The sequence below is a fragment of the Polyangium mundeleinium genome, from assembly GCF_028369105.1.
Lineage (GTDB): Bacteria > Myxococcota_A > Polyangia > Polyangiales > Polyangiaceae > Polyangium > Polyangium mundeleinium.
Genome location: NZ_JAQNDO010000001.1, coordinates 12,010,306 through 12,035,557 on the forward strand (window position 1 = coordinate 12,010,306; position 25,252 = coordinate 12,035,557).

At 67.8% G+C, this 25,252-nt stretch carries 17 protein-coding genes; 9 read left to right on the forward strand and 8 right to left on the reverse strand.

Features of this window, described 5'->3' with window-relative positions; genetic code table 11:
• The gene (locus POL67_RS47520) at positions 1 to 3,201 is read left to right on the forward strand and encodes a hypothetical protein (protein ID WP_271928494.1); all 3,201 of its coding nucleotides are present in this window, start codon (positions 1 to 3) and stop codon (positions 3,199 to 3,201) included.
• Positions 3,202 to 3,314: 113 nt separating this feature from the next.
• On the opposite strand, the gene POL67_RS47525 is transcribed toward POL67_RS47520, so the two are convergent.
• Positions 3,315 to 4,361 carry a hypothetical protein gene (locus POL67_RS47525; protein ID WP_271928496.1) on the reverse strand — a complete coding sequence of 349 codons (1,047 nt, stop codon included), beginning with the start codon at positions 4,359 to 4,361 and terminating at the stop codon, positions 3,315 to 3,317.
• Between the two features lie 86 nt (positions 4,362 to 4,447).
• Here POL67_RS47525 and POL67_RS47530 point away from each other — a divergent pair, with 86 nt between their 5' ends.
• On the forward strand, positions 4,448 to 5,875 hold the full coding sequence (locus tag POL67_RS47530) for an SLC13 family permease (protein ID WP_271928499.1): 1,428 nt from the start codon (positions 4,448 to 4,450) through the stop codon (positions 5,873 to 5,875).
• Here POL67_RS47530 and POL67_RS47535 read toward each other — a convergent pair.
• Together POL67_RS47535 and POL67_RS47540 are read right to left on the reverse strand one after the other, a co-directional pair.
• Entirely contained in the window at positions 5,872 to 10,872 is a 5,001-nt protein-coding gene (locus POL67_RS47535) for an AAA family ATPase (protein ID WP_271928501.1), read from the reverse strand. The genes POL67_RS47530 and POL67_RS47535 overlap by 4 nt on opposite strands.
• 150 nt (positions 10,873 to 11,022) lie before the next feature.
• Positions 11,023 to 12,048 (reverse strand): formylglycine-generating enzyme family protein, encoded by a 1,026-nt coding sequence (locus POL67_RS47540; RefSeq protein WP_271928504.1) that lies wholly within the window; start codon positions 12,046 to 12,048, stop codon positions 11,023 to 11,025.
• Between the two features lie 64 nt (positions 12,049 to 12,112).
• Here POL67_RS47540 and sucC point away from each other — a divergent pair, with 64 nt between their 5' ends.
• The 4 genes from sucC (at position 12,113) to POL67_RS47560 (ending at position 17,011) form a co-directional block, all read left to right on the forward strand.
• A complete protein-coding gene (gene sucC / locus POL67_RS47545; RefSeq protein ID WP_271928506.1) occupies positions 12,113 to 13,306 on the forward strand; it encodes an ADP-forming succinate--CoA ligase subunit beta in 1,194 nt (397 codons plus the stop codon).
• A 40-nt stretch (positions 13,307 to 13,346) separates the two neighbouring features.
• On the forward strand, positions 13,347 to 14,219 hold the full coding sequence (gene sucD, locus POL67_RS47550) for a succinate--CoA ligase subunit alpha (protein WP_271928508.1): 873 nt from the start codon (positions 13,347 to 13,349) through the stop codon (positions 14,217 to 14,219).
• 146 nt (positions 14,220 to 14,365) lie between these two features.
• Positions 14,366 to 14,986, forward strand: coding sequence for a DUF4360 domain-containing protein (locus POL67_RS47555; RefSeq protein ID WP_271928510.1), 621 nt, complete (start codon positions 14,366 to 14,368; stop codon positions 14,984 to 14,986).
• Positions 14,987 to 15,244: 258 nt separating this feature from the next.
• A complete protein-coding gene (locus POL67_RS47560; protein WP_271928513.1) occupies positions 15,245 to 17,011 on the forward strand; it encodes a GMC oxidoreductase in 1,767 nt (588 codons plus the stop codon).
• Positions 17,012 to 17,024: 13 nt separating this feature from the next.
• On the opposite strand, the gene POL67_RS47565 is transcribed toward POL67_RS47560, so the two are convergent.
• Positions 17,025 to 17,750 carry a protein phosphatase 2C domain-containing protein gene (locus POL67_RS47565; protein WP_271928515.1) on the reverse strand — a complete coding sequence of 242 codons (726 nt, stop codon included), beginning with the start codon at positions 17,748 to 17,750 and terminating at the stop codon, positions 17,025 to 17,027.
• A 51-nt stretch (positions 17,751 to 17,801) separates the two neighbouring features.
• Positions 17,802 to 18,776: a prolyl aminopeptidase gene (pip, locus tag POL67_RS47570; RefSeq protein ID WP_271928517.1), complete on the reverse strand. Its 975-nt coding sequence runs from the start codon at positions 18,774 to 18,776 to the stop codon at positions 17,802 to 17,804.
• A gap of 111 nt (positions 18,777 to 18,887) precedes the next feature.
• Here pip and POL67_RS47575 point away from each other — a divergent pair, with 111 nt between their 5' ends.
• Entirely contained in the window at positions 18,888 to 20,729 is a 1,842-nt protein-coding gene (locus POL67_RS47575; protein ID WP_271928520.1) for a hypothetical protein, read from the forward strand.
• A 290-nt stretch (positions 20,730 to 21,019) separates the two neighbouring features.
• Entirely contained in the window at positions 21,020 to 21,481 is a 462-nt protein-coding gene (locus tag POL67_RS47580; RefSeq protein ID WP_271928522.1) for a hypothetical protein, read from the forward strand.
• Between the two features lie 70 nt (positions 21,482 to 21,551).
• Here POL67_RS47580 and POL67_RS47585 read toward each other — a convergent pair whose 3' ends face one another.
• Positions 21,552 to 22,241 carry an ROK family protein gene (locus POL67_RS47585; protein WP_271928524.1) on the reverse strand — a complete coding sequence of 230 codons (690 nt, stop codon included), beginning with the start codon at positions 22,239 to 22,241 and terminating at the stop codon, positions 21,552 to 21,554.
• 33 nt (positions 22,242 to 22,274) lie between these two features.
• Positions 22,275 to 23,672, reverse strand: a complete 1,398-nt coding sequence (gene fumC / locus POL67_RS47590; RefSeq protein WP_271928527.1) for a class II fumarate hydratase — start codon at positions 23,670 to 23,672, stop codon at positions 22,275 to 22,277.
• A gap of 86 nt (positions 23,673 to 23,758) precedes the next feature.
• Here fumC and POL67_RS47595 point away from each other — a divergent pair, with 86 nt between their 5' ends.
• Positions 23,759 to 24,769 carry a fatty acid desaturase family protein gene (locus POL67_RS47595; RefSeq protein ID WP_271928529.1) on the forward strand — a complete coding sequence of 337 codons (1,011 nt, stop codon included), beginning with the start codon at positions 23,759 to 23,761 and terminating at the stop codon, positions 24,767 to 24,769.
• A 7-nt stretch (positions 24,770 to 24,776) separates the two neighbouring features.
• Here POL67_RS47595 and POL67_RS47600 read toward each other — a convergent pair whose 3' ends face one another.
• The gene (locus POL67_RS47600; protein ID WP_271928531.1) at positions 24,777 to 25,226 is read right to left on the reverse strand and encodes a hypothetical protein; all 450 of its coding nucleotides are present in this window, start codon (positions 25,224 to 25,226) and stop codon (positions 24,777 to 24,779) included.
• Between the last annotated feature and the right edge of the window lie 26 nt (positions 25,227 to 25,252).

Sequence of the window (25,252 nt, forward strand, 5' to 3'; positions counted from 1 at the left end):
ATGCGTTTTTTGCGGCAAACGTCGCCCGATCAAATTCGACTGGGATGGCTGCGGCTCATTGCTGGCATCGTCGGCACGGAGCGCCTACCTCTCGACTCCCTCCGGGCATCGATCCTGTCTCTCCAGGGCAACTTCGAGCCATGGATCGACGAAGCTGGCTTCTCCGTGTCCCCCCGAGGAAACGTACCACCCAGCCGTATCGATCGTCTCGCGGCGATGGGCGTCAACTTCGGTATCTATGACACGACGACCGAGACGCTCACGGAAATAGGCCATGTCCTGCGCGCGGTAGCTCCATGGTCGCCCGATGACGGCAATCCGCTCGTATGGCGAGGAGCCTCGCGCTGGATTGCCTTCTACATCGTCGTACAAGCTGCGGGTGACGTCGTCCTGCCACTCCTTTCGGGGTGGCCCACAGAGGAACAAACCACAGCTGAGGTTGCGGAGAGGCTCTCGGAGGTGCTGGATACGCTCGCCCGAAAAGCCCGTGAGGACCGGAGCGTCCTTCGGAAACAGGCAGAGGGCGCTTCGCCGCAACAGAAAAGTTTCAAGGCACATACGGTCCTTTACCCGTACGTGGAGCTTTTACGCGACCTTGGATACCTTGAGCGAACGACGGTGGTGGGGGGAGGGGCCGGGTACCGTTTGACCGAAGCAGGTTCGCGGCTACGAAGCGAGCGACAGCGCTTCGAGGGGGACACCGAGGCCCTGCTCCGAAGCGGGATTTCTCGCGTCTTTCTTCGGGGCGAGGGGGTCGAACTCTTGCGGCCTTCGACGGGTCGGGAATTCGCCAATACACTTGCGACGATTCCTAAGGAACTGACCGTCCTCCGCCGCGAGGAAGTCCTACTGGATGCGGCGGTTCTCCTAGCTCAAGCGAAGTTCCTCGACGAGGCGCCTGGGGCCTGGATCGATCGTCAGCGCGCGCATGCTCTCCTCAACGCTGCGGCGCATAGGGGCATCAGCATCGCCGTAAAACGAGGCGGCTCCGTGAAAGACCTCAATGTCGCATGGGAGAGCGCGGCGGTCCTGGCTGAGGAGCGCGGATGGGACGTCGATGTACCAGTGGACGAGCCCGTCGCGCACAAGGCGGAATCCGCCGCTCCGACGCGGATAGACTCGACTGCAGAAGTTCTGGCGCCCATAGGCTCGACGAAAGAGGCTTCCTCGGAAACCGGAACGACCAATGAACGCGAGACGGAACCATCCGTGATTCCCACCGAACCTCCGAAGCAAGAAGTTTCGGATCCGGATGCCTTACTGCGCACCGCTGTCCCCGTTCATCAAAGGCTCTGGCTGCATTACGTCGACCAACTCCTCTCTCCCCCCCAGAGAGGTGCGCTCGATGTCGTACGCTGGGGTGGACTCGTCATGGCGATGGCGCGTCTCGACGGGCTGCTCATGGATCTCCCCGAGCACCGGCTAAGAGAGAAGCGTGCCCTGCGCCACGACGAAATCCTCCATCCCCAAGCGCAGAAGCCGAGTACAAATCCTTATTGCCTTCATCCCCTCGCGCGCCTAGAGCCCATGCTGCGGGCCATCGAAGAGGATTGGGTCGTCCAGCGCATCCAGCAAACGTGGCTGGATGACGGTTCGCGTGATCCGCGCCCCGTGCTGGAAAGAGGACGAAGATATGCGGCGACCGTCGCGGACAAGCTACGAACCGATATCGATGCGTTTCTCGATCTGCCGCCTGAAAACACATCATTCTGGAAGCGGTGGGACACAGCACGCGAAGCCACGAGGAGCATCATCCATGACGCGATCGCGGCGGGGATCGGGAGCGCTCGAAGCTTACGCGAACGCCTGCACAGGGAATTGCGACGACAGCGGCCCCGAGACGCGGCGAGCGCCTTCCTGAACGTGCTCTTCGCGAAACCGTGGTCGGCTCGCTATACCCAGCATCGGCGACTACCGCTCGACGTCGTGACGCAGCTCGAACTCGATAAGGCCAACGCCTCCGCATCGGATGACATCGAGATACGTATAGGCCCAATTGCGTCCGAAGATGGTACGCATATCGTCGAGTTCATCCTTCAGACGCAAGCTCGCTCCAATTTCGAGGCTCGACAGATGGGGCGACAACGGGTGCATGCGCTCCTCAGCGAGCGCTTCGCACGTCGTGTGATGCCTGAGCCAGACGTAACGATAGATTTGCACGAGCGTGTGGCCTACGAGCACGTCGAGTCCATTGAGGCGCACTCGATGGAGCATGCCGACCGCGAGGAGCCCCTGGACGCCGATCGCAGCTTCCCCGGTCTTGCCCCCTACCGACGCGATTCCTCGGCCCCTGCGTTGCGGGCAAACCCATCGAGAGGCACGGAAACCTCGGTTCCGCGTCAGCGGATTCTGCGAGCCCGCCGTGAGATTCTGGACACGCGTCGCCCGGGATTGAATGGTGAACAACGCACCATGCTCGCCTGGATGGCGATGGAGCGCCTAGTCGCCACAGGCTTGCAGAGTAAGGTCGAAACGATCCCGTGCCTGGCAGCGCCCGCGGCGCTCCTCCACCTTAAGGGTACGTTCACTCGGATCCTTCACGACGCGCGAGCGGGTCTCTGGCTTTCAGCGTGCATGGAGCCTCAGAACGAACCTTTGGCACGGCTCGTTGCGCAATGGTTACCCGATCTGTCCGAGGAACAACGAGCGGTGCTCGACCCGGAGGCCGTCCCATCCATGCGCCGAAAGAGGGTGATGGACCGAATTCCTGCGCTGGGCGAGGAAAGCTCGTTGCGGTGGCTCTGGGAGCAACGCAGGACGCTCCTCGAGTTCAAAGATGTGCTCACCGTCTGGGCCCCCTTCGCGGCCGCCGGTTTGCACGATTATCTTGTCATTACAGGGGAAGAGAAGGACACCAAGCGCGAGAGTGTCGGGAACGGAACTAAGCTCGCTGATTACTTCCGCCAGCTCTACGAGGACATCGCATCATTCTTCGCCCACGTCTATGAGACTCGCAACCGTGCAGCGCACGGCGGAGAGACGCTCGAAAGAGACCATGCTGCCATAGAGTTGTATCAGCGCTTCATAGCCCTGACGGAGCCGGTCCTCGACGCAGCTGAGCGCTGGGTTGATCGTGGTCTCACGCTCGAACAAGTCTTCGGGCTCGCGCTCGACAAAGCTTCCGATCTGGCCGGACTCCCTCACAGCAAGCCTGGGCGGAAACTCGACCTTGGCCGCCTCGACGAGCTCCTAGCCTTCTGAGTTAACTCCGCCTCCGCGCCCCACCGCAAACGCAATCCCCGGCGGCCAGCTCTCTTCGTCACGAGCCCTTGAAACTCCGCCGAGCTTCCCACGAGCGACGAGGGCGGATGGGATCAGGACACAGGCCGCGCCGTGGACGCAGGTCCTCCGCGCCGCCGCGCGCTCAACGTCGGCCACGCCAGCACCACGATCGCCGAAAGCACGAGCACAGCCCCCGCAACCTCACGCATCGGCGTGGCCTGGCCGAGCCCGAGGAGCGCGAGCGTCGCCGACGCGAGCACCCCGGCGAGCACGCTCGACGCGCGATTCACCGGCACGCAAAACGCATTCTCGCGCCCATCGAGCAGAATGAGCGCGCCGAAAACACCCGTGCCCTGCGAGAGCAAGCCAATGGCAATCGCCGGGAGCAGCGCGCCCGTCTCCCCGAGCGAGACGAATCCGGCCCGCAGCTCTCCGAGCACCGCGCCCTTTCCGATCACCGCGCCCACCACCAGCAAACACACCACCACCGGCGTCGCGACCATCTGCTCTTCGACGAAATATCGATACGTGTCGCGCGGGTCCTCCGATTTCGCCAGATGGCTCATGAAACGCAGCCGCACGAAATAACTGGCGAGGTACGCGGCGACGTCGACCGCGGCCATCACGGTCATGTCGTACCTCGCCCCATCGGCGAGCGTCACGGCGAGCGAGGCGAGGCTGAGCCCGAGCGCGATCCACGAGACCCACCGGACGCGGCGCCCGCTCCACGCGTCGACGAACGGCGCGAGGACGAGCACGCCGCCGCGCATGAGGAGCATCATGAGGACAATCGATACGCCGTCGAAGGTGTACGCGAGCGTGGTCGTCGCGATGATGACCGCCGTGGCCACGCCCGAAAGGAAGGTCCAGCGCGTGGGGACGGGGATCACGCGGCCGAACACGGTTCGATGCGTCGCGTACCGAAAGAGGCCACGCCACGAGAGGAAGACGAGCATGCCCACGAGCGAGGCGAGGGTGGTGACGGGCAAGAGCTCGAAGCCCGAGACGGCGCGCGTCATGCCGGGGATCCGGCCCTGCGAAGCGAGCTTGGTGAGCGCGCTGTAGGGCCAATAGCAGGCGAAATAGCCGAACGCGTAGAGCCAGATCCGGGTGTCGTGGGCGGGACGGGCGTCGGTCACAAGGGCGCGAGAATGCGCCGATTCTCACGCGGCGCAAAGGGCAACGCCGCGTGCGTCGAGGCCGGCCCTCGGGCTATAAGCAGGCCATGTCGCGTGAGCTGGCGAAGGAATCGAGCCTCGCGCCCCTCGCGCTGCGTCTCGATCCGCGCGCGTTCGTCGGGTTCACGCTGGCGATCGTCGCGGCCTTCGTGACGCACCGCGGCTGGCTCGGCGGGCCGCTCGGGCTCACGCGGCCCGCAGAGATCACGCTCGGGATCGTCGCGGTCGCGGCCACGCTCTGGCTCACCGAGGCCGTGCCGCTCTTCGTCACGAGCCTCGTCATCCTCACGCTCGAGCTCGTCTGGCTCTCGCCCGCCCTCGACCCCGCGCACCACGGCCCGACGCTCTTCCTGAACGCGTTCTTCTCGGACGTGACGCTCCTCTTCCTCGGCGGCTTCGTGCTCAGCGTCGCCATCGAGCGCACCCAGCTCGACCGGCGCATCTCGCGCGCGCTCCTCCGCCGCGCGGGCACGTCCCCGCAACGCGTGCTGCTCGCCATGATGATCGCGACGAGCGTGATCGGCGTGTGGATGAGCAACACGGCCGCGTGCGCGTTGATGCTCGGCCCGGCGGCGTCGATGCTCGCGCGGGTCCCGCCGGGGGACGGGTTCCGCAAGGCGCTCCTGCTCGGCATCGCGTTCTCGGCGAACCTCGGCGGCCTCGCCACGCCGATCAGCTCGCCGCCCAACGCGATCGTGATCCGGTACCTCGGCGCCGAGGCGCCAAGCTTCGCGGTGTGGATGGCGCTCGCCGTGCCGCTGCAGGTGGTGCTTCAGCTCCTCTTGCTCGTTTACCTCGGGCGTCGTTACCCGAGCGGCGTGAAGGCGATCACGCTCGACGACGAGGCGCCACGTCCGTTCGGACGGCCGCAGGCGCTCGTGCTCGGCGTGTTCGTGTTGACGGTGGCAGGCTGGATCTTCGGCGGCGCGCTCTCGATCACCTCGGGCACGGTCGCGCTCCTGCCGGTCGTGGTCTTCTTCGGCACGGACCTCCTGCGCGCGCCGGACCTGCGCGCCCTGCCGTGGGACGTGATCCTCCTCATCGGCGGCGGGCTCGCGCTCGGCGCGGCCGTCGAGCAATCGGGGCTCGCCGCGTGGGCGACACAAAAGCTCCCGACCGCGGGGCTGCCACCCTTCGTCGTGATGGGCGTCGTGGCGGTCTTCGCGGTGGTGGTCTCGTCGGTCATGAGCAACACGGCCGCGGTCAACCTGCTCGCGCCCGTGGTGATCGGGCTCGAAGGCGTGCCCTCCGCGCCCCTGCTGCTCGTCGCGGCGTTCGCGTGCACGCTCTCGATGCCGCTGCCGGTGAGCACGCCGCCGAACGCGATGGCGTACGGGTTCAGCGTGGATCCCTCCGGGCGGGGCGAGTTCACGGCGCGGGACATGATCGTCCCGGGTACGTTCCTCACGATCGTCGGCCTCGGGGTGCTGGCCGCGTTCACGAAGCTCTGGTTTCCGCGGTTTCTGGCGTTTTAGCCGCGCTTCCGCGCGCCCATCGCAAACGCGATTCCCGCCTGCAAGCTCCCCTTCGTCACGATCCCCTGCAGTTCCGCCGAGCTTCCCACGAGCGACCGCGCCACGTCCGCGCGCACGCCCGTCAGGATCGCCTGCGCTCCGAGCAGCTTCAGCGCCGACGCCGTTCGGACGAGCGCCTCCGCGATGTAGATGTCGCCACCCTTCACGCCCGTCACGTCCAGGATCACCGCGCGCGCTCGCCGCTCTGACGCGCCGCGCAGCGCTGCGCCCATCACCTCGTCCGAGCGCGCTCGGTCCATCGCCCCGATGAGCGGCATCACCACCACGTCGTCCGTGATCGGGATGATCGGCGTCGACAGCTCCGCCAGGCGCTCGCGCTGCACCTCGATGATGTGCGCTTGCAGCGACTCGCGCTCGAGCTCCGCGAGCATGCGTTGTTCGAGCTCGACGCGGAGTTGCTCCGCCGTCTCGTTCGACTCCCGCGTCCGCCGCGCGACCTCCTCTTCGAGGCCCTCGTTCGTGCGCAGCAGCTCCTCCGTCACGCGCTGCACCTCCGTGTAGAGCAGCGCGCTCTCCACCGCGGCGCCCGCTTGCGAGGCCAGGAAGTCCACCAGCACGAGCCGCGCCGGCACGAACGCCTCCGTCGCGAGCGCGTGCTCCAGGTAGATGATCCCCACGAGCCGGCCCTTGTGCAGCATCGGCGTGCACAGGATCGAGCGCGGCGAGCGCGCCACCATGTACCGATCCTTCGCGAAGCGCCGATCCGAGCGCGCGTCGCCGAGCAAGAGCGGCTCGCGCGTGCGCCGCACGTACTCCACCACCGAGAGCGGCAGCTCCTCCGTCTCCTCCGCGAGCACGCTCGGGCCCGCCGTCAGCCGCTCGGGATCCACCACCATCATCGCCTCGACCCAGAGACGACCGCCCCGCTCGATGAGCAGCATCCCCCGGTCCGCGCCCGCGCTCTCGATCACCGCGCGCACGACGCGCAAGAGCACACGTTCGAGGAGGATCTCGCCCGCGATCGCCTGCGCCGCGCGGATCACCGTGGCCGTGTCGAGCGTCGCGAACGAACGCTCGCCGGGGCTCGAGTTCGCCGGCATGTCCCACGGCGGCGTCTCGTTCTCCCAGAGATCCTCGTACCGCGCCGCGATGTTCTCCACCTTCGCGCGCGCGCCCCAGCGCTGGTAGGCCTTGCGCGCGTCGAGCACGTAGGCGCGGGCGAGGCGTTTTCGGCCCCGCATGATGTGATGCACGGCCGCGCGCTCGCTCGCGAGCGCCTCGTCCTTGATGAAGCCGTGCTCGCACGCGCCCGCGATCGCCGTCTCGAAGAGGTCGATCGCCTCGGCGTCGCGTCCCTCCGCGCGCGCGCGCTCCGCGCGGACGAGGTCGAGCCGGTGCTGGTACGTCTCCGGGCAGCTCCGCGCGAGGGCGGCGAGATCGGCCTCGCGTCGATCGAGGTCCGCCCGCCGGCGCGCCTGATCCGCGGGCGTGCCAGTGTGGAGCAATGCGGCCGCGACGATCGCGCCGTGGAAGACGACCTCCGTCGCGAAGTACTGCGCGACGACCGTGGGGAGCAGCGTCTCGGCCTCGGCGGCCGCCTTCTCCGCGAGCTCGAGGTCGTGGAAGAGCAGGCCGAGCTCCAGGCGCGCCGCGTGGTAGCGGCACGCGATGAACGGCAGCTTCTTCTCGACCAGCGAGGCGACGAACGAGACCTCCTCGAACTCGCGATCCGAGAGCGAGATCCGGCCGCGCGTCCGGCCGCGCAGGCAACGGATGAGCTGGTACATGATCCGCAGGTACGCCTCCGACGTCGCGTCCCGCGTCTTCTGCATCAGCGTGAGGAAGCCCTCGGCCTCCTGCTCGACGACGGCGAGGTCCTCGCCGATCCCGAGCCGCACCATCGTCGTCGAGAAACACGCGTACGACAGGAACGAGAAGTCGCCCGTCGCGAGCCCCTCGCGGTGCGCACGTTCGAGGAACGGCAGGCACGCCGAGAGCGGGCGGCGGAACGGGTGCAGGGTCGCGCCCTGGTTCAGGTAGACCTTGCAGGCGATGTTCGGGCTCGGCAGCCGGTCATGCAGGCGCAGGGCGATCTCGCCCATCCGGTGCGCCTCTTCGTACCGCCGCGCCGCGACGAGGCTCATGCCGTAGGCGGAGAATCCGTAGGCGGAGAGCTCCGTTGGCCCCCACGCGAGCGTCGCGCGCACCATGCGCGCGCACACGAAAAACAGGAGCGACGGCGACGTGCCGTACGCCGCCGACACGAGGTGCATCCACGTCCGCAACGTCGCGCGCTTCCGCGCGTCGTCGAGCGGCGGGGCCGAGGTGATCGACTCGATCGAGCGGGCTTCGAGCTCGGCCGCGAGCGCGGCTTGCTCCTGCGCGAGCGCCGCTTCGAGGTCCGCCTCGTCCGGGAGCGCCTCGCCGAGCAACGCGAGCGCCTCGCGGGCCACGCGCACGGCGTCCGCGAACCTGCCCTGCGTCACGTAGAGGACCACCAAAAGGTCGTGCACGCCGGCGCGATCGAGCGCCGAGTTCGCGTGGGACAGGAGGAGCGCGAAGAGCTGCTCGGCCTCGTGGAACTGGCCCGTCAGGTAGGCGCACGCCGCGCGGTCACGCGTGAGCGCGAACGTGAGGAACGTGTGCTCGTCCCAGCCGCGCTCGCCGAGCAGCTCCATGCCCGTCGCGAGGTAGCCGATCGCCGCCTCGTACGCGGCCGCGCCCTTCGCCTGTTGCCCGCCGTCGAGCGCGAGCCGCGCGATCTCCAGCCGCTCGGCCGGATCCTTCATCACCGCGATGCCGCGGCTCATGTGCAAGAGCAGCTCGAAGAGCCCTTCGCCCTCCATGCCGATCTCGTCGCGCAGCCGCCGCCCGATCGCGAGGTGCAGCGCGGGCACTTCCTCCGGGCGCAGGAGCGAGTAGGCCGCCTGCTGCACCTTGTCGTGCGAGAACCGGAACGCGCGCGGCGCGATCGGCCGGGGTGGGGTCGACTTGCCCGACCCGCGCGGCGTCGAAGGCCGCACGCGCACAGGAAGCACGAGCCCCTCGCTCAGCGCCGCGGCGAGGTCCGCGCGCACCTCGACCTCCGGCCTGTCGGCGAGCGCCCCGAGCGCGTCGATCTGGAACTCGTGCCCGAAGACCGACGCGAGCTCGAGCGTCCGCTGCGCCGCGGGCGAGAGGTCGCCGATCTTGTCGAGCAGGAGCGTCACGATGTCGTCGGTGACCGTCTCCTCGATCCGCGCCTCGTCCGAGACCACGGCGCCCGTCGCCGGATCCACCTCGACGAGGCCCTCGCGCACGAGCGTGCCGAGGAGCTGCCGGATGAAGAGCGGATTGCCGCTCGTCTTGCTCCACAAGAGCACGCCGAGCGACTCCACGTCCGCGAGGTCGCAGCCGAGCAGCCCCGCGACGAGCGCGCGCACGTCCGACGGGCGCAGCGGCCGGAGCTCCACCTTCGAGACGGGCACGCCTTGCCACTCGACCTCGTCGATCACACGCCCGACGGCCCGGAACCCATCCCCGTCCTCGCGGCCGCGGAACGCCACGACGACGAGCAGGTAACTCGACTGCGGATCGGCGAGCAGGTCGCGCAGGAGCTTGAGCGAGGCGGGGTCGGCCCACTGGAGATCGTCGAGGAAAAGCAGCACCGGCCGGCGCCGCGTGAACACCGACAGGAAGCGCTGCACGACGAGCGCGAAGCGGTTCTGCGACTCGATCGGCCCGAGGTCCGGCGCGGCCTCCGCGGGCCCGAAGAGCAGCCCGACCTCGGGGACCACGCGCGTGACGAGCTCGGCGTTCGGCCCGAGCGCGACGTCGATCTCGCTGCGGATGCGCGCGAGCTCGGACTCGCTCTCGGCGAGCGCCGCGCGCACGAGCTCGCCGAGCGCGTGGCCGAAGCCCGAGAACGGCAGGCCTTGCCCGATCGGATCGAACTTGCCCGTGACGATGTAGGCGTCCTCGGGGCCGATGCGCGTGGCCGCGTCGAGGACGAGCGCGGTCTTGCCCATGCCGGGGGCGCCCTGGATGGCGAAGAGCTCACGCCCGCCGCGCCGCGCTCGCTCGATCGCCGAGGCGAACGTCTCGCGCTCCGCGTCGCGGCCGTAGAGCCGCACCGCCGACGCCAGCATCGTCGGCCGGTCCTGACCGCCGAGCGGGAAGGGATCGATGCGGCCCGATTTGCGCAGGCGCGTGAGGCACGTCTCGAGGTCGGCCACGAGCCCGCGCGCGCTCTGGTACCGATCGTCGGCGCCCTTCGCGAGCAGCTTGAGCACGAGGCGCGACACGGCCGGCGGCACGTTTGGTTCGAGCTCGTGCGGCGGCTTCGGCGTGCGCGCGAGGTGCGCGTGCACGAGCGCGACCGGGTCCTGCGTGGTGAAGGGCGGCGAGCCCGTCAGCATCTCGTAGAGCACGGCGCCGAGCCCGTAGAGGTCGGCGCGGTGGTCGACCGGGCGGTTCGTGCGGCCCGTCTGCTCGGGCGGCATGTACGCGAGCGTCCCCTCGGGCGCTTGCGGGTTCGGCGTGCGGAGCGACTCCTCGCCGACGCGCGCGGCCGAGGTGAAGTGGAGGATCCAGACGGCGCCGTCGTCCTCGCGAAAGAGCACGTTCTTCGGGGCGATGTCGCGGTGGACGATGCCGTGCGCCGCGAGCGTGGAGAGCGCCCGCCCGAGCGCGATCGTGATCTCCAGGGCGGTCTCGATGCGCAGCCTGCGCGTCGCGAGCAGCTCCGCGAGCGTGCATCCGCCGGGGTCGGCGCGCAGCAGCGCGAACACGTCGCCGTGCTCGACGAGGCCGAGCGTGCGCGGGACGATGGTCTCGCCGAGGTCCTTGGCGATGGCGTGGGCGCGGCGGATGCGCGCGCGTTCCTCCCCGCGGGCGCGGGCACGCGCCGTCTCGACGAGCACGGGCGTGCCGTCCTCGAGCTGGCCGCGATGCAGGGCGAAGCGCGTGTCCTCAGCGAGGGTTGCGATGATGGTGCAGCCGGGGAACTCGGGGACCATGCGGGGGGAGCCTCCGCCGGAGGGGGAGTTTCGACCGCACGATACGGCGGGTTCGGGCGCGGATGGAAGGGGCGAGAAGTCCGGGATCTTGCTCGCGCCGGGGAAAAACCTCTCGGTCCCCCAAGCCCCCCCGGCCGACGTGGGGCCCGGTCACGGCTTCGGGGGCGACGGCTGGTGGGGGGCGCGCGTCTTCGGCGTCCACCCCTTGGAGTACGCGCCGTGTTTCTTCGGCGTGGGCTGCGGGGGCGGGCGCCAGAGTGTCGGATCGGCCTCGGCGGCGGGGTCGGGCGTGGCGTCGGCGCAGCAGCGGAAGGAGACGAAGTAATAGGTGAACTCCGGCTCGTGGCTCACGGTCATGGGCCGGCAGGCGTTCCGCACGTGGCCCCAGGCGCCGCCTTTCAGCCCGGCCCACTTCGACTTTTCGTAGTTCTTCTCCGCGTTGACCCACTCATCCACGTTTCCGGTTTGATCGTGGACGTCGAACCCGCTCGCGCAGCCGGGCATCTCGCCGCTCGACACGCTCTGGTCGAGCCGAAAAAGCTCTTGATCCTGGAGCCAGGCCTCACGCGAATAAATGTTCTTGAGGACGGGCTGGTACCAGGGGTTGTCGATGTTGCAGGTTTTCGGGTCGCGCTTGTACCCATAAGGGAATGGCGTCTTTTTCGGCCCTTCACAGGCCGCGACCCACTCGCTCTCCCAGCAGAGGCGTTTTCCCTGCTCCTGGCACATCTGAAGCGAGTCGTACCAGTCGACCATGACCGGCGGATGCGCGCCCGCTTTGTTCGGATACTCGTATTTGTCGATGCAGTATCGCTGGCGCCGGAGCTCCGTCTTGCACTTCTGCGCCTGCTCGGCGAACTCGTGGCAGATGATGATCTTGTTCGGCTTGTTGTGCTCTTTTTTCAGGCACTCGAGCTCGACGTCGGGGCAATACGTCGTGTCGACGAAGGCCATGTCGTCCGGGCAAGGCGACTTCGCTTTCGCCTCGCTCGCCGGCGCCGCGGACATCAGCTCCGCGCTCGTGCTCGCGGAAGGAGCGGCCGTTTTCGCCGTGGGAACGAGCTCCGCCGGGGGCGCGCTCGACGTTGGGCCAGGCACGCCCGTCGTGTTCGCCCCTTTTGGTAACTCCGTTGGACCGCCGCAGCTCGATGCCGTGAGGGACATCACGGCGGCCACGGTCAACCTTTTCAAATTCGATCCCATGCTGGACTCATGCGTGTGATACCTTGCCCGCCCTCGCATGAAAATCCACGAGTATCAAGCCAAGCAAATCTTCGCACGCTACGGGATCCCCGTGCCGAAGGGTGAGCCTGCCTTCTCCGTGGCGGAGGCGGAGGCCGCGGCGAAGCGCCTGATCGAGGCGACCGGGATCCCGGTGGTCGTCGTGAAAGCCCAGATCCACGCGGGCGGCCGCGGCAAAGGCGGCGGAGTGAAGGTCGCAAAGGGCGGCGTCGCCGAGGCGCGCGAGCTCGCCGAGAAAATCCTCGGCATGCAGCTCGTCACGGTGCAGACGGGCCCCGCCGGGCAGAAGGTCCGCAGGCTCTACATCGAGCAGGGCCTCGACATCGACCGCGAGATCTACCTCGCGCTCACGCTCGACCGTGATCGCCGCCGCATCGCCGTGATGGCCTCGCGGGAGGGCGGCATGGACATCGAGCAGGTCGCCCACGACACGCCCGAGAAGATCCACACGCTGCACGTCGACCCCGTGATCGGCCTCGCCCCCTACCAGGCCCGCAAGCTCGCGTTCGCGCTCGGGCTCGGGGCGAAGGAGCAGATGCGGCAGTTCACGAAGCTCGTCGACAGCCTCTACAAGTGCTTCCTCGCCGAGGACGCCTCGCTCATCGAGATCAATCCGCTCATCGTGACGAAGAAGGGCGACATCGTCGCGCTCGACGGCAAGGTGACGTTCGACGACAACGCCGAGGTCCGCCACCCCGAGTGGGCGGATCTGCGCGACGCGGATGAGGAAGATCCGGTCGAGCTCGAGGCGAAGAAGGTCGGTATCTCGTACGTCTCGCTCGACGGCGACATCGGCTGTCTCGTGAACGGCGCGGGCCTCGCGATGGGCACGATGGACATCATCCTGCACTACGGCGGCAAGCCCGCGAACTTCCTCGACGTCGGCGGCGGCGCCACGCAGGAGCAGGTGAAGAAGGCGTTCCAGATGATCCTTCGCTCCGACAAGGTGAAGGGCGTCTTCGTCAACATCTTCGGCGGCATCATGCGCTGCGACGTGGTCGCGGCGGGTATCGTCGCGGCGACGAAGGAGCTCGGTTTGTCGGTGCCGCTCGTGGTGCGGCTCGAAGGCACGAACGTCGAGGCGGGTCGCAAGATCCTCGACGAAAGCGGCCTGAAAATCGAGAGCGCTTCCTCCATGGGCGACGGCGCGCAAAAGATCGTCGCCGCGGTGAAACCGGGCGCCGCGGCCTGATGCCGGGGATGATTTTCGTCACGAAAAGGAACCAGTTGCGATGAGCATTCTCGTCAACAAGGACACGCGGGTCGTCATCCAGGGCATCACCGGGGAGTACGGCTCGCAGCACGCCCGCGCCTGCCTCGCGTACGGCACGAAGGTCGTCGCCGGCGTCACGCCCGGCCGCGGCGGCCAGCGATTCGAGGACAAGGTCCCGATGTTCGACACGGTGGAAGACGCCGTGAAGAAAGAGGGCGCTGACGTCTCCTGTATCTTCGTCCCGCCCGTGGGCGCGGCCGACGCGATCGTCGAGGCCGCGGACGCCGGCTGTCGGCTCGTCATCTGCATCACGGAGGGCATTCCGGTGCTCGACATGGTGAAGGTGCGCCGGTACCTGGAAGGCAAGCCGACGCGCCTCATCGGGCCGAATTGCCCCGGCATCATCACGCCCGAGGAATGCAAGATCGGCATCATGCCGGGGCATATCCACAAGAAGGGCCATATCGGCGTTCTGTCGAAGTCGGGCACGCTCACGTACGAGGCCGTCGGTCAGCTCACGGCGCTGGGCATTGGCCAGTCGTCGTGCGTGGGCATCGGCGGCGACCCGGTCGCGGGCATGGACTTCATCGACGTGCTCGAGCTCTTCAATGAGGACCCGGACACGCACGGCGTGATCATGATCGGCGAGATCGGCGGCGGCGCGGAGCAGAAAGCCGCGGCGTGGATCAAGGCGAACATGAAGAAGCCCGTGGCGGCGCTCATCGCGGGCCGCGCCGCGCCCCCTGGCAAGCGCATGGGCCACGCGGGCGCCATCATCTCGGGCGGCAAGGGCACGGCAGCCGAGAAGATCGAGGCGCTCGAAGACGCCGGCGTGAAGGTCGCTCCGACCCCGGCCGATATGGCCGCGACGCTCGTCAGCCTGATGAAGTAATCGCCTCCGCCCGTCCCGCTCCCCTCCCTTCCCTCCCCCCACATTCCCTCGTTTCACCTCTTTCCCGGCGGGAAAGCGGCTGGGGGGAGGCTCGCTTGCCGAGCCGGCGGGGCCGTCTCATGGAGCCTCCCCGGGAGGCCACGACCATGAGGCATTTCGCGCGCTCGCTTTTCGCCTTCTTCGCCGTGAGCGCCGCCTTCTCCGCCGAAGCGCGGGCCGAAGCACCGGGGGCGTTCGCCCTCCGCGACCTCAAATACGCCGGCGCCGGCTGCCCCGAAGGATCCGTCGCGTACCTCGCCTCGCAGGACGCAGCGGCCTTCACGATCCTCTTTTCCAAGCTTTATGCCGAGATCGGGCCGAACGTGGACCGCGACGACGCCAAGAAGCGCTGCAACCTCACCCTTCTCTTCGAGGTCCCGCCTGGCTGGTCCTTCGCCATCGAGGGCGGCGACGTGCGCGGCTATGCGTTCCTCGAAGCGGGCCTCACCGGCATTGTCCGCTCGATCTATTCGTTCCCCGGCCTCTCCCGCGAGGAGCGCGCCTTCGAGATGGTGTTCCAGGGCGTGATGGACGAAATCTACGAGAAACACGACGTCCTCGCGCCGGACCACCCCGTCCCCTGCACAGGCCGGAAAAACCTGCACATCAAGACCGACGCCCTCCTCGACGACCGCCTCGCCCGCGGCAAGAGCGGCCTGCTCACCGTCGATAGCGTGGACGGCGTGGTTCGACAAACCTATCGACTGCGCTGGGCCCACTGCGGTTGAAGCAAATCAGGTCCGCTCCGCCGCCTGCGCGTGAAAACGTCCACGACACACGCTGCGGAGATCACGCCGATTTCGCGAAGCCGACGCGATAAAAGCCTTGACGTGGGAAGACGGCTGACGTTGCATGGTTCATACGCTCGCCCTCCGGGCACCCGACGGACGATTCTTACGTCGGTGACGTCGCGGGGCCGAGCGTGGGCTCGTTGTCCGAGCTCCAGGGGGCGACCTTCCTATTTTCGAACGAAAGGTGGAGAAGCCATGAGCGCTGCTTCGTCATCTCCCAATTTCAATTATGGATACCCGACACCCGGCCCGCAGCATCCCACCGGGCAGCAGGTGATGAATCACGTGTTTTTCCTCTCCGAGACGGGCTGGAAGCGGGCCCGCGAGGAGGAGACGTTCGATTACATCATCATCGGCAGCGGCTTCTGCGCGCTGGCGTTCGCCGAGCGTACGCTCGACAAGAACCCCCACGCGAAGATCCTGATCATCGAGCGCGGCTCGTTTTTCCTCCCGCAGCACTTCCAGAACCTGCCCATCTCCTATCAGCGCACGCTGGGGGGTCTCTCCGAGACCTTCCCCTGGACCCTGTCCGCCAATACAGTGAACCAGCCCGCGGGCAACATCCAGTTCCAGCACGGAATGGTGCCCTTCTTCGGCGGTCGCAGCACCCTGTGGAGCGCGTGGTGCCCCCGACCCACGCACGAGGAAATGGAGGGCTGGCCTGAAGAGGTCATTCGCGCGGCGAACGAATACTTCGGAGACGCCGAGAAGCTGCTCAACGTCGTCCCCGCCGACGAGATCGACAAGAACCTCGATGATTCCACGCTCCGGCGGAAGGTCGCCCAGAGCCGCCCGGTCTACTCCAAGCTGCAGCAAGAGCTGCAGGAGATGCTGCAGGAGAACCGGCGCAAGGTCTCCTCGTTGACGCGCTTCATGGCGGCGCCGCTGGCGGTCGGGGCCGGCGTGCAGGAGGGCCTCGACTTCGCGAAATTCTCGACGCCTGCGCCGCTGCTCAACCTGATCGACCGGCAGGCGAGGCTCGCCGCGAAGCGCGAAGGCAGCCCGCTGCACATCGCGACCGACTGCGTGGTCACGCGAATTCTCCAGCAGAATTTCATCAAGAATGAGCAAACCGAGTACCACGCCACGGCGCTCGAGACCTCCCGCGGGGTCGTGAACGTGGGGAATGCGAAGGTGATCCTGGCCATGGGCACGCTTCCGGCGACGACGCTGGTGCTCAATTCGTTCCCGCAGGTCGAGAAGGCAGGCACGCGCTTCACCTCGCACTTCATCACCTCGGTGATCGCGCGTATCCCCCGGAACGCCTACCCCTTCGGCGACAAACTCGAGGATCTCGAGCTCGCGGCGATCTACGTCGCGGGAGAGAACCCGAAGAGCAAGATGCAGTACCATGTTCAGCTCTCGGTGCTCTCCGACAAGAACCCGGAGCAATACGCCGAAAAGGCAGCACGCTACATGCCGGACGTCGTGGCGACGGCGTCGCAGGCGCAGCTCGCGACCTCGCAGGACCACCTGGTCTTCGTGTGCGCCGTGCTGGGCGAGCTCGATAGCAACAACCCCCATAACTTCTTCCGTCCCAATGGCGGGTCGGATCCCACGACGAACGTGACCTTGCAGGTGCTGGCCAACGACAAGGACCGGAAGACGTGGGACACGATGGATGAGGGCACGTTCCAGCTCCTCGAGGGCGCGCTGTGTCCCCCGGCCGCAAAGGACAAGGGAATCGAGTACTGGCACGGCGACCCGAACAAAGGCGAATGGACGAAGGAGCGGCCGAGCCTCACGGAGCGCCGGGTGCCCGGCCTCGTCCACGAGGGCTCCACCATGTGGATTGGCAAGGGCAAGGAGGGCGTGGTGGACCTGAACTACAAGCTCAACGGCGTCGAAAACGTGTACGTGACGGGCGGCAGCCTCTGGCCGACCAGCGGGTCGTGGAACCCGACCATGACGATGGTCGCGCTCACGCAGGACCTCGCCGACAAGCTGGCCAAGAAGCCCTAGGAAAAACGGAGGGTCACGACCGGCCCCGTCGCCTGCGCGAAGGCGCGCCCGAGCTCCGCTTCGCGCCTCCCGTGAGGATCCGGCGCGGGAACATCGAGATACGCTTCCGCGCCACCGGGTTTGGCGGCAAAAACGAAATCGCCACCGCGGCGACGTCCGCCTCGTTCGCCGTCTGCCGCGCCGCCCCGAGGCCTCCGTCGAGGAAACGGCGGACGAGGTCCTCCATGGCCTCGTCCGCGTCGGACGCGAGCAAACCGTCCGTGAACAGAAGGAGATGCCGCACGCCCGCGAGCTTGCGCTCCCCTGCGCGCATGAACGCCTCGGCCGAAGGCTCGCCGGAGAGCAGGTGCGCGTCCTCGGGCGCGAGGCGCTCGAAGGAGCCATCCGCCCGGACCACGACGACCTGGCTCCTTCCGACCATCACCCACTCGAACGCGTCCTTCGCCACCCGCACCACGGCCGCCGCGCTGCCCGTTTGCGCCCCGCCCTCGGCCCGCGCCTCGCCGATGCGCCGATTCGCCTCCTGACACAGCTCGGCGAGCGGCGCGCGTGTCCGGTCGCCGAACACCTCGCTCGCGATCGTCCCGCTCCGCCCACCGTCGAACACGCCGTACACGTGCCCCGATACGAGCAGCACGTCGTCGTTCGTCGTCTCGCCCAGGGCGGAGGAAGCCGCGGCCGCTTCGAACAGCGTCTCGACCGTCATGGCCAGCGCTCTCCGGGGGGCCTTTCGCTTCATGGCCTTTCCATCCAACCAGGCTCACGGCTGGCCGTCAATCGCTGGGCACGCTCACTTCTTGCTGCGAAAACCGTCCGTCGCCGTGATGAGCTCGTGGATGATCCCGGCCTCGAACGCCGAGTGCCCCGCGTCGGGCACGATACGAAGGTTTGCCTCGGGAAAGGCGCGGTGCAGATCCCACGCGCTCTTCGCGGGACAAACCACGTCGTACCGCCCCTGAACGATGACGGTGGGGATGTGGCGAATGCGGCCCACGTCCGTGAGGAGCTGCCCGTCGTGCTCGAAGAACCCGCGGTTCACGAAGTAATGGCACTCGATACGAGCAAACGCGTCGGCGAATGCGTCGCCCGCGCACCGCGCGATGTAATCCGGGTTCTGGAAAAGGAAGCTCGTGCTGCCTTCCCACACGCTCCACGCGCGCGCCGCGGCTTGTCGCACGGCCGGGTCGTCGCTCGTGAGGCGCCGATGATACGCGGCCACGAGATCCCCCCGCTCCGCCTCGGGGATCGCGGCGAGGTACGCCTCCCAGGCGTCCGGGAAAAATGCGCCCGCGCCGGTGTCCTGGTAAAACCAGTCGATCTCCCACTTGCGCAGAAGGAAAATCCCCCGGAGCACGAGCTCGGTGACGCGCTCGGGGTGCTTCTCCGCATAGGCGAGCGCGAGCGTCGAGCCCCACGAGCCGCCGAAGACCTGCCAGCGCTCGATGCCGAGGTGCTCGCGCAGCCGCTCGATGTCCGAGACCAGGTGCCAGGTCGTATTGTCCTCGAGCGACGCGTGGGGCGTGCTCTTGCCGCAGCCGCGCTGGTCGAAGAGGACGATGCGGTAATGGGCGGGATCGAAGAAGCGCCGCTGCTTCGCGTCGCTGCCGCCGCCGGGCCCGCCGTGCAGGAAGACGACGGGTTTTCCGGTGGGATTGCCGGACTCCTCGAAATGAAGCTCGTGCACGTCGGAGACGCGCAGGCGCCCGGTGCGGAAGGGCTCGATTTCGGGGTAGAGAGGTCTGCGAATGGGGAGGGATCCGGCCATGGGCGCGCGAGCTTGCCAGAGGGACCCACGCCTGTCCATCGGGGGAATCTTCCGGAATCATCGGAACGCGTGGTATGTCTCGGGCCGCCCAGGGAGGGAGAACACTCCATCATGAACGAACCCATCTCCTCGCACGCGGCCGATCACGAGCCGCCGCCGCCCGAGCCCATCGACGATCTCGTGGAAGACCGCAAGAAGCGCTCGCGCCGGCTCCTCACGTTCGGGGCGCTCGCGGTCGTCCTCGGGGGCGGCGGCATCTTCGGGCTGCTCCGGTATCAGGACGCGCAGAACACGAAGGCGATCTCCGAGGCGTGGAGCGCGTTCGCCACATGCGCGATCGGCGCCGAGCTCGACGAGAAGGAGCCCGCGAGCCTGCGCTTTCGGCGCGTGCAGCTCGAAGCGATGACGATGACGGACGCCGAGCGGATGACGCCGGGCGTGGACAAACCCTGGCCAGCCGCGTGCGCGCCGCTCGGCCACGCCGTCGCCGAGGTGTGGAAGAGCGCAGGGCGCACCGAGGAAGGCGGCAAGGACCTCGGCGCCGCGGCCGAAGCCCTGGCGAAATCCCTCGGCGAGCCGACGGCACGGATGGACGACGTCTCCGAGGCGATCGACGCGGCCTTCACGCAGGCCAAGAAGGCCGGCGTGCAGCGCGTCGTGGTCGAGAAGGGCCCGCGCGCGCCCGAGCCTGTGCGTCCGCTCGACGCCACGCGCCTCGACGAGCTCAGCGAGCCGCTCTCGCGCACCGCGTTCACGTTCAAGGCGGCCTACACGGACGCGCATCCGGCGGGCGTGATGCGCCTGCTCATCGAGGAGAAGGGCGTGGAGAAGGCGCCGTTCCTCTGCACGTTCGCCGCGAAGGACGCGAAGGCCACGTGCAAATCGCTGCCGGGCTCGATGCCGAAGGGCCACGGCCTGCGCCTCTGGGGCACGGCCGACGACGACTCCGCGCCGCTCGTCTTCGCGGGCGAGCGCGGGCAGGCCGGCATTTTCCGCGCGGACAGCGGCGACAAGATCGACGCCATGTACAGCTATGGCGGCTATGCCAAGAAGGACGGCGCGGCCGCGGCGCTCGGGTTCGAAGAGAAGACGAAGGACCTCCTGCTCACGCGAAGGCCCGCCGGCGGCGCGCCCGGACGCACCAAGATCGAGCCTGATTTCCGGGTCGGCAATTATTATTACTCGACGCAGATCCTCTGGGACCAGCTCATCCTGCGCGGCGTGACCAAGCAGAACGAGCGCCGGCTCTTCGTCTCGCCGTATGGCCTCGCGGGCCAGGCCGAGCCTTCGTTCGCCGACGTGGGCGATCTGCCCGAGCCGGGCCTCGTCGAGGGCGGCGCGGACGAACCCCCGCACATCAGCGGCTGCCGGTCGTCGCAGGCCATGGTCGTCCGCGTGAAGGGCTACGACAACGATTTCATGAGCTTCCTCGTCGGCGGCAAGTGGAGCCCGCCGATGTCGCCCACGGTCAGCGACGGCGTGCTCTCCTGCCACGGCACCGAGGCCGTGGTCACGCGGCTCTATCCGGGCGGCCCGGACAAAGGCTGGGCCACGAAGATCGCGCAGAGCCAGTGCACGACCGCCGGCTGCCGCGTGCACGACGTCGCGTTCGACAAGATCCTGAAGAGCCAATATGAGTTTGGCCCGCGCGAGCGAAAAGTCGACGCGGTCGACGTCGACGGAAAGCTGCTCGTCGTGTGGGCGGCCGGCGAGCGTGGCGGCGTGCGCATGCGTTATGCCAAGGCCGAAGAGATCGAGCGTGTGGACGACGCGATCCTCTATGACGACCTCTACAAGGACGGCCAGGTCCAGAAGCTCTCGACGCTCTTCGACCTGCGGCTCTTCTCCCGCGAGGGATTCGCGATCCTGCTCCTCTCGACGGTGACGGGCGTGTATGCCCTGCGCTTCGACCCCGCGGGCGCGATGACGCCGGTCGACGTCACCTGGGAGTGACGCCACCGCGCGGGCTGCACCCCACGCACCCTTCATTTCTGCCGCCGCGTGTCATGTCCGGGCGAGGCAAGCAGGCACCCGAGGAAGGGCCGTAGGCACGTCGGGCCCCTCCTCGGGCGAGCGGGTCGGAACGCGAGCGCGCGCTGGAAAATGCCGCTTGCGTGAGGAGACCCTCTTTTCACTGTCGCTGGCACTCGCTATATTCGTGTTTGCCATTGGATTCGGGGGCGGTTCGCCGCCTCCCACGGTCACCGGCGCGCGCGCGGCGTGCGTCCATGGAGGAGCGTGCGATGGGAGCTTGCACGAAGGTGCTGGGAGCGGTCGTCGCGATAGGAATCGCGCTCGGCACGCCTGCTTTGGCTTGGGCACAGGCGCCGCTGGCGCCGCTCTCGGCAGGGAGCCAGCCCTGGCAGCCCGCCCAGGTGGTGACACCCGCCACCCCGTTCGGGGATGGCTACCGCCGCGTCCTGCTCGATACGTTCGAGGCATTCGAGGCGTTCGCGGATCTCACGCGTTATGGCGCGCCGCCCGCCATCACACCGGCTGTACAGGTGAGCGTCCCCTCGCAATTGTGGGGCGCGGACATGCGGACGTTCATCCCGCAGAGCCCCGAGCAGCCCACCATTTACGTGGGACCGATGCGGGCTCTGCTCATCCCCATCGAGACCGCCACGACGGTGGTCGCCGAGTCACGCGGGATGCAGGGCGTGCTCATGGGCTTTCAGCTCGAGCTGCCCTGGATGATCCCGTAGGGGATCCCAATGCTACGGGTCGCCGGGCGCGCGTGGTAATCCCCCTGGCCACGCGCGCCCGGTCTTTTTTTCAGACCGACCAGAGCCGCACGCCGCCGCGCAGGCCCATCACGTTGTCGATGAGCACGACATCACTCGGCAGCCCCTCGGCCTCCACGTGCCGCGCGTTGCCGCCGCCGAGGTAGAGCTTGCGGTGATTGAAAATGGGGGCGATCTGCGCGACCACGCCCCGGACCCGCTCGTTCCACCGGCGCTTGCCGACCTTCTTCCGCACCGCGTTGCTGATCCGATCCTCGTACGTCTGGCGCTTGCGGAACGGGTGATGCCCGAGCTCGATGTTCGGCACGTAATGCCCGTCCACGTAGAGCGCGAAGCCCATCCCCGTGCCGAGCGTGATCAGGATCTCGGTCCCGCGCCCCTCGATGACCCCGAACCCGTGCAGCCCCGCGTCGTTGAGCACCCGGGCCGGCCGCCCCGTGCGCTGCTCGATCTCCTTCGCGAGCGGAAAACCGGCCCAGGCCGCGTCGAGGTGCGGCGCGGTGCGGGTCGTCCCCTCCGTCACCACGCCGGGAAATCCCACCGACACCCGATCGAACTCGCCGAGCCCGCGGATCAGCTCGGCGATCGCGGCGAGCACCGCCTCGGGCGTGGCGGGCTCGGGCGTGGGGACGCGGACACGCTCGGTGAGCGCGTTTCCCTCGACGTCGAGGACCCTCCCCTTGAGACCCGTCCCTCCGATGTCCAGGACCAACGTGCGCATGCCCTCATCGTCCCATGAGGCCGCTCGCCGTGGCTAGATCGATTTGTTCGGGCCGATCATGAGCTCTGGCCGCACGATCGCGTCGAAATCCTCACCCGTGAGCAGACCGAGCGCGAGCGTCGCCTGGCGCAGCGTCGTCCCCTCGGCGTGCGCTTTCTTCGCGATACGCGCCGCCGCGTCGTAGCCGAGCCGCGGCGCGAGCGCGGTCACGAGCATCAGGCTCTTCTGGAGGTTCTCGGTGATCCGGGCGCGGTTCGGCTCGATCCCGCGCGCGCAGTGCTCCTCGAACGAGGCCATCGCGTCGCCGAGCAGCCGGATCGACTGGAGCGTCACGTGCAAGAGGAGTGGCTTCATCACGTTGAGCTCGAAGTTTCCGCCCGCGCCGGCGATCCCCACGGCGACGTCGTTCCCTTGCACCATGGCCGCGACCATGATCACGGCCTCGCTTTGCGTCGGGTTCACCTTGCCCGGCATGATCGAGCTGCCCGGCTCGTTCTCGGGGATCGTGATCTCGCCGAGCCCTGCGCGCGGCCCGCTCGACAACCACCGCACGTCGTTCGCGATCTTCGTCAGGCTCGCGGCGAGCGTCTTCAGCGCGCCGTGGGCGAACACGATCGCCTCGTGCCCGGCGAGCGCCTGGAACTTGTTCGGCGCAGGCACGAACGGCAGGCCCGCGAGCGCGGCGATCTTCGCGACCGCGCGCGTGGCGAACTCCGGATGCGTGTTGAGCCCCGTCCCGACCGCCGTCCCGCCGAGCGCGAGCTCGTAGAGCGGCGGCAGCGCCCGCTCGATCATCCCCTTGGCTTGATCGAGCTGCGCGACCCAGCCCGAGATCTCCTGCCCGAGCGTGAGCGGCGTCGCGTCTTGCAGGTGCGTCCTTCCGATCTTCACGACCTCCGCGCACGCCTCGGCTTTCCGGGCGAGCGTCGCGCGCAGCGTGGCGAGCTTCGGCAGGAGCGTGCCCGTGATCTCGGAGGCGATCGCCACGTGCATCGCGGTCGGAAACACGTCGTTCGAGCTCTGCCCGAGGTTCACGTGATCGTTCGGGTGGATCGGCTTCTTCGAGCCGAGCACGCCGCCGCTCGTCTCGATGGCGCGGTTCGCGATCACCTCGTTCGCGTTCATGTTCGTCTGCGTCCCGCTGCCGGTCTGCCAGATCGAGAGCGGGAAATGCGCGTCGTGCTGGCCTGCGATCACCTCGTCGGCGGCGGCCACGATCTGCTGCGATTCCTGCGGCCCGAGCAGCCCGAGCTCGGCGTTCGTGAGCGCGGCGGCCTTCTTCACGAGGCCGAGGGCACGGAGGAGCGGCCTCGGGAAGCGCTCGGCGCCGATCGCGAAGTGGTGCAGCGAGCGCTCGGTCTGCGCGCCCCAGTAGCGGGAGGCCTCGACCTCGATGGGTCCGAACGTGTCGGTCTCGATGCGCGTCGTCATGCCGCAGGCTTAGCAGCGTCCGCGCTTGTCATCTGTCCCGATCTTTGCCACCTTCCGCCCCCGACGATTCTTACGTGGAGCGAGTGATGGCCGGACAGGGCATGGACGCGGTACCCCGGGAGATCTTGCGCGCGGCCTACGAGCGCAAGCCGATCTACCTGCTCAAGATCCCGCTGCATTATGGTCTCTGGGCGGGCCTCGCGTGGGTCCTCTACGCGACGCAGCATCATCGTTTCGCGATCCCGATCGGCATCGTGGTCGCGTTTACGATCGCGAACCTGATCCGCGGGCTCGGGGCGGTGGGGCACGACGCCGTGCACGGAAATCTCTCGCGATCGAAGACGATCTCGTACCTGCTCGCGCTCTTGTGCTGGTCGCCCTCGGGGTTTCCGGTGACGCTCTACGCGAACTATCACCTGCACCACCACAAGATCACGAACACGTACCCCGACGTCGACAACGTCGTGGTCACCGATTACACGAAAAATCCAACGCTGGCGAAGCTCTTCCTCTTCTGCGTCTACCTGTTCGCGTACCCGTTCTATTTCCTCGGGCAGATGCTGAAGTTCTACATGAAGCGCCTCACGCCGGCGCTCCAGGTGCGGACGCACCTCGAGACGATCGGCATCTTCACGCTCGTGGGGATCGCAGCGTGGAAGATGCCGTTTCAGGTATGGTTCTTCTTCTTCGGCCTGCCGTTCATCTTCGGCGCGATCCTGGCCAGCCTGACGTCGATGATCGAGCATTTCGAGATGCCGGCGACGGACGACGACGCCTACAGCTCACGCACGTACGGGACGCAGAGCCATTTCCTCAATTTCTTGTGGAACAACGTCACGTACCACAACGAGCACCACAAGTACCCGGGGATCCCGTTCTACAACCTGAAGAGCTTCCACCACGCCGCGTATCCCTATTACGACGAGCGGGTGAAGGCTGAATGCCACGGCTCGGTGCTCGGCCCGATGTTCATGCTCCTCGGCCGGATCCTGAAGCTCGACGTCGCCAAGCTCGAGGAGAAGTACCGCGGCCTCGACAAGCAAAAAGAGCGCGAGAAGATGCTCGCCGTGCAGGGCATTCAGCCCGGCGCGGCCTGACCTTCCTTCACGGTCCGCCCGGCACGCAGATCGCCGTCGGCCCGCCCGCCCCCAGACACGAGAACCCCGGATTGCAATCCTGCGCCGAGCCACAGGGCATCGCGCACCGTCCGACCTGCGCATTGCAGCGATGACCGCCGCATACGATCGCAGTGGCCTCGGAGCACAAGGGGGAGAGCGCGCTCGGCGGGGGCGTGGTGCCTGTCGGCGCGGCTTGTGGTTGCCCGTATCCCGCGACCTGACCTTGCGGCGCGGTGCCATAAGGTGTCGACGGCCCGTACGGGGCCTGCTGTCCGGCGACGGTCCCTTGCCCGGCCGTAGGTGCGTACGCGTTGCCGCCCTCGACCGTCGGGGGCGAGCCGTCGGCCTGGCTACCGCCACACGCCGTGAAGAAGAGCACCGCCGCGAGCCCGAGCCCGCCGCTGAAGCCGTGCTGCCCACGATGTCCTAGCCCCATGCCCGCAGCCTAGCGGAGACGAGGGC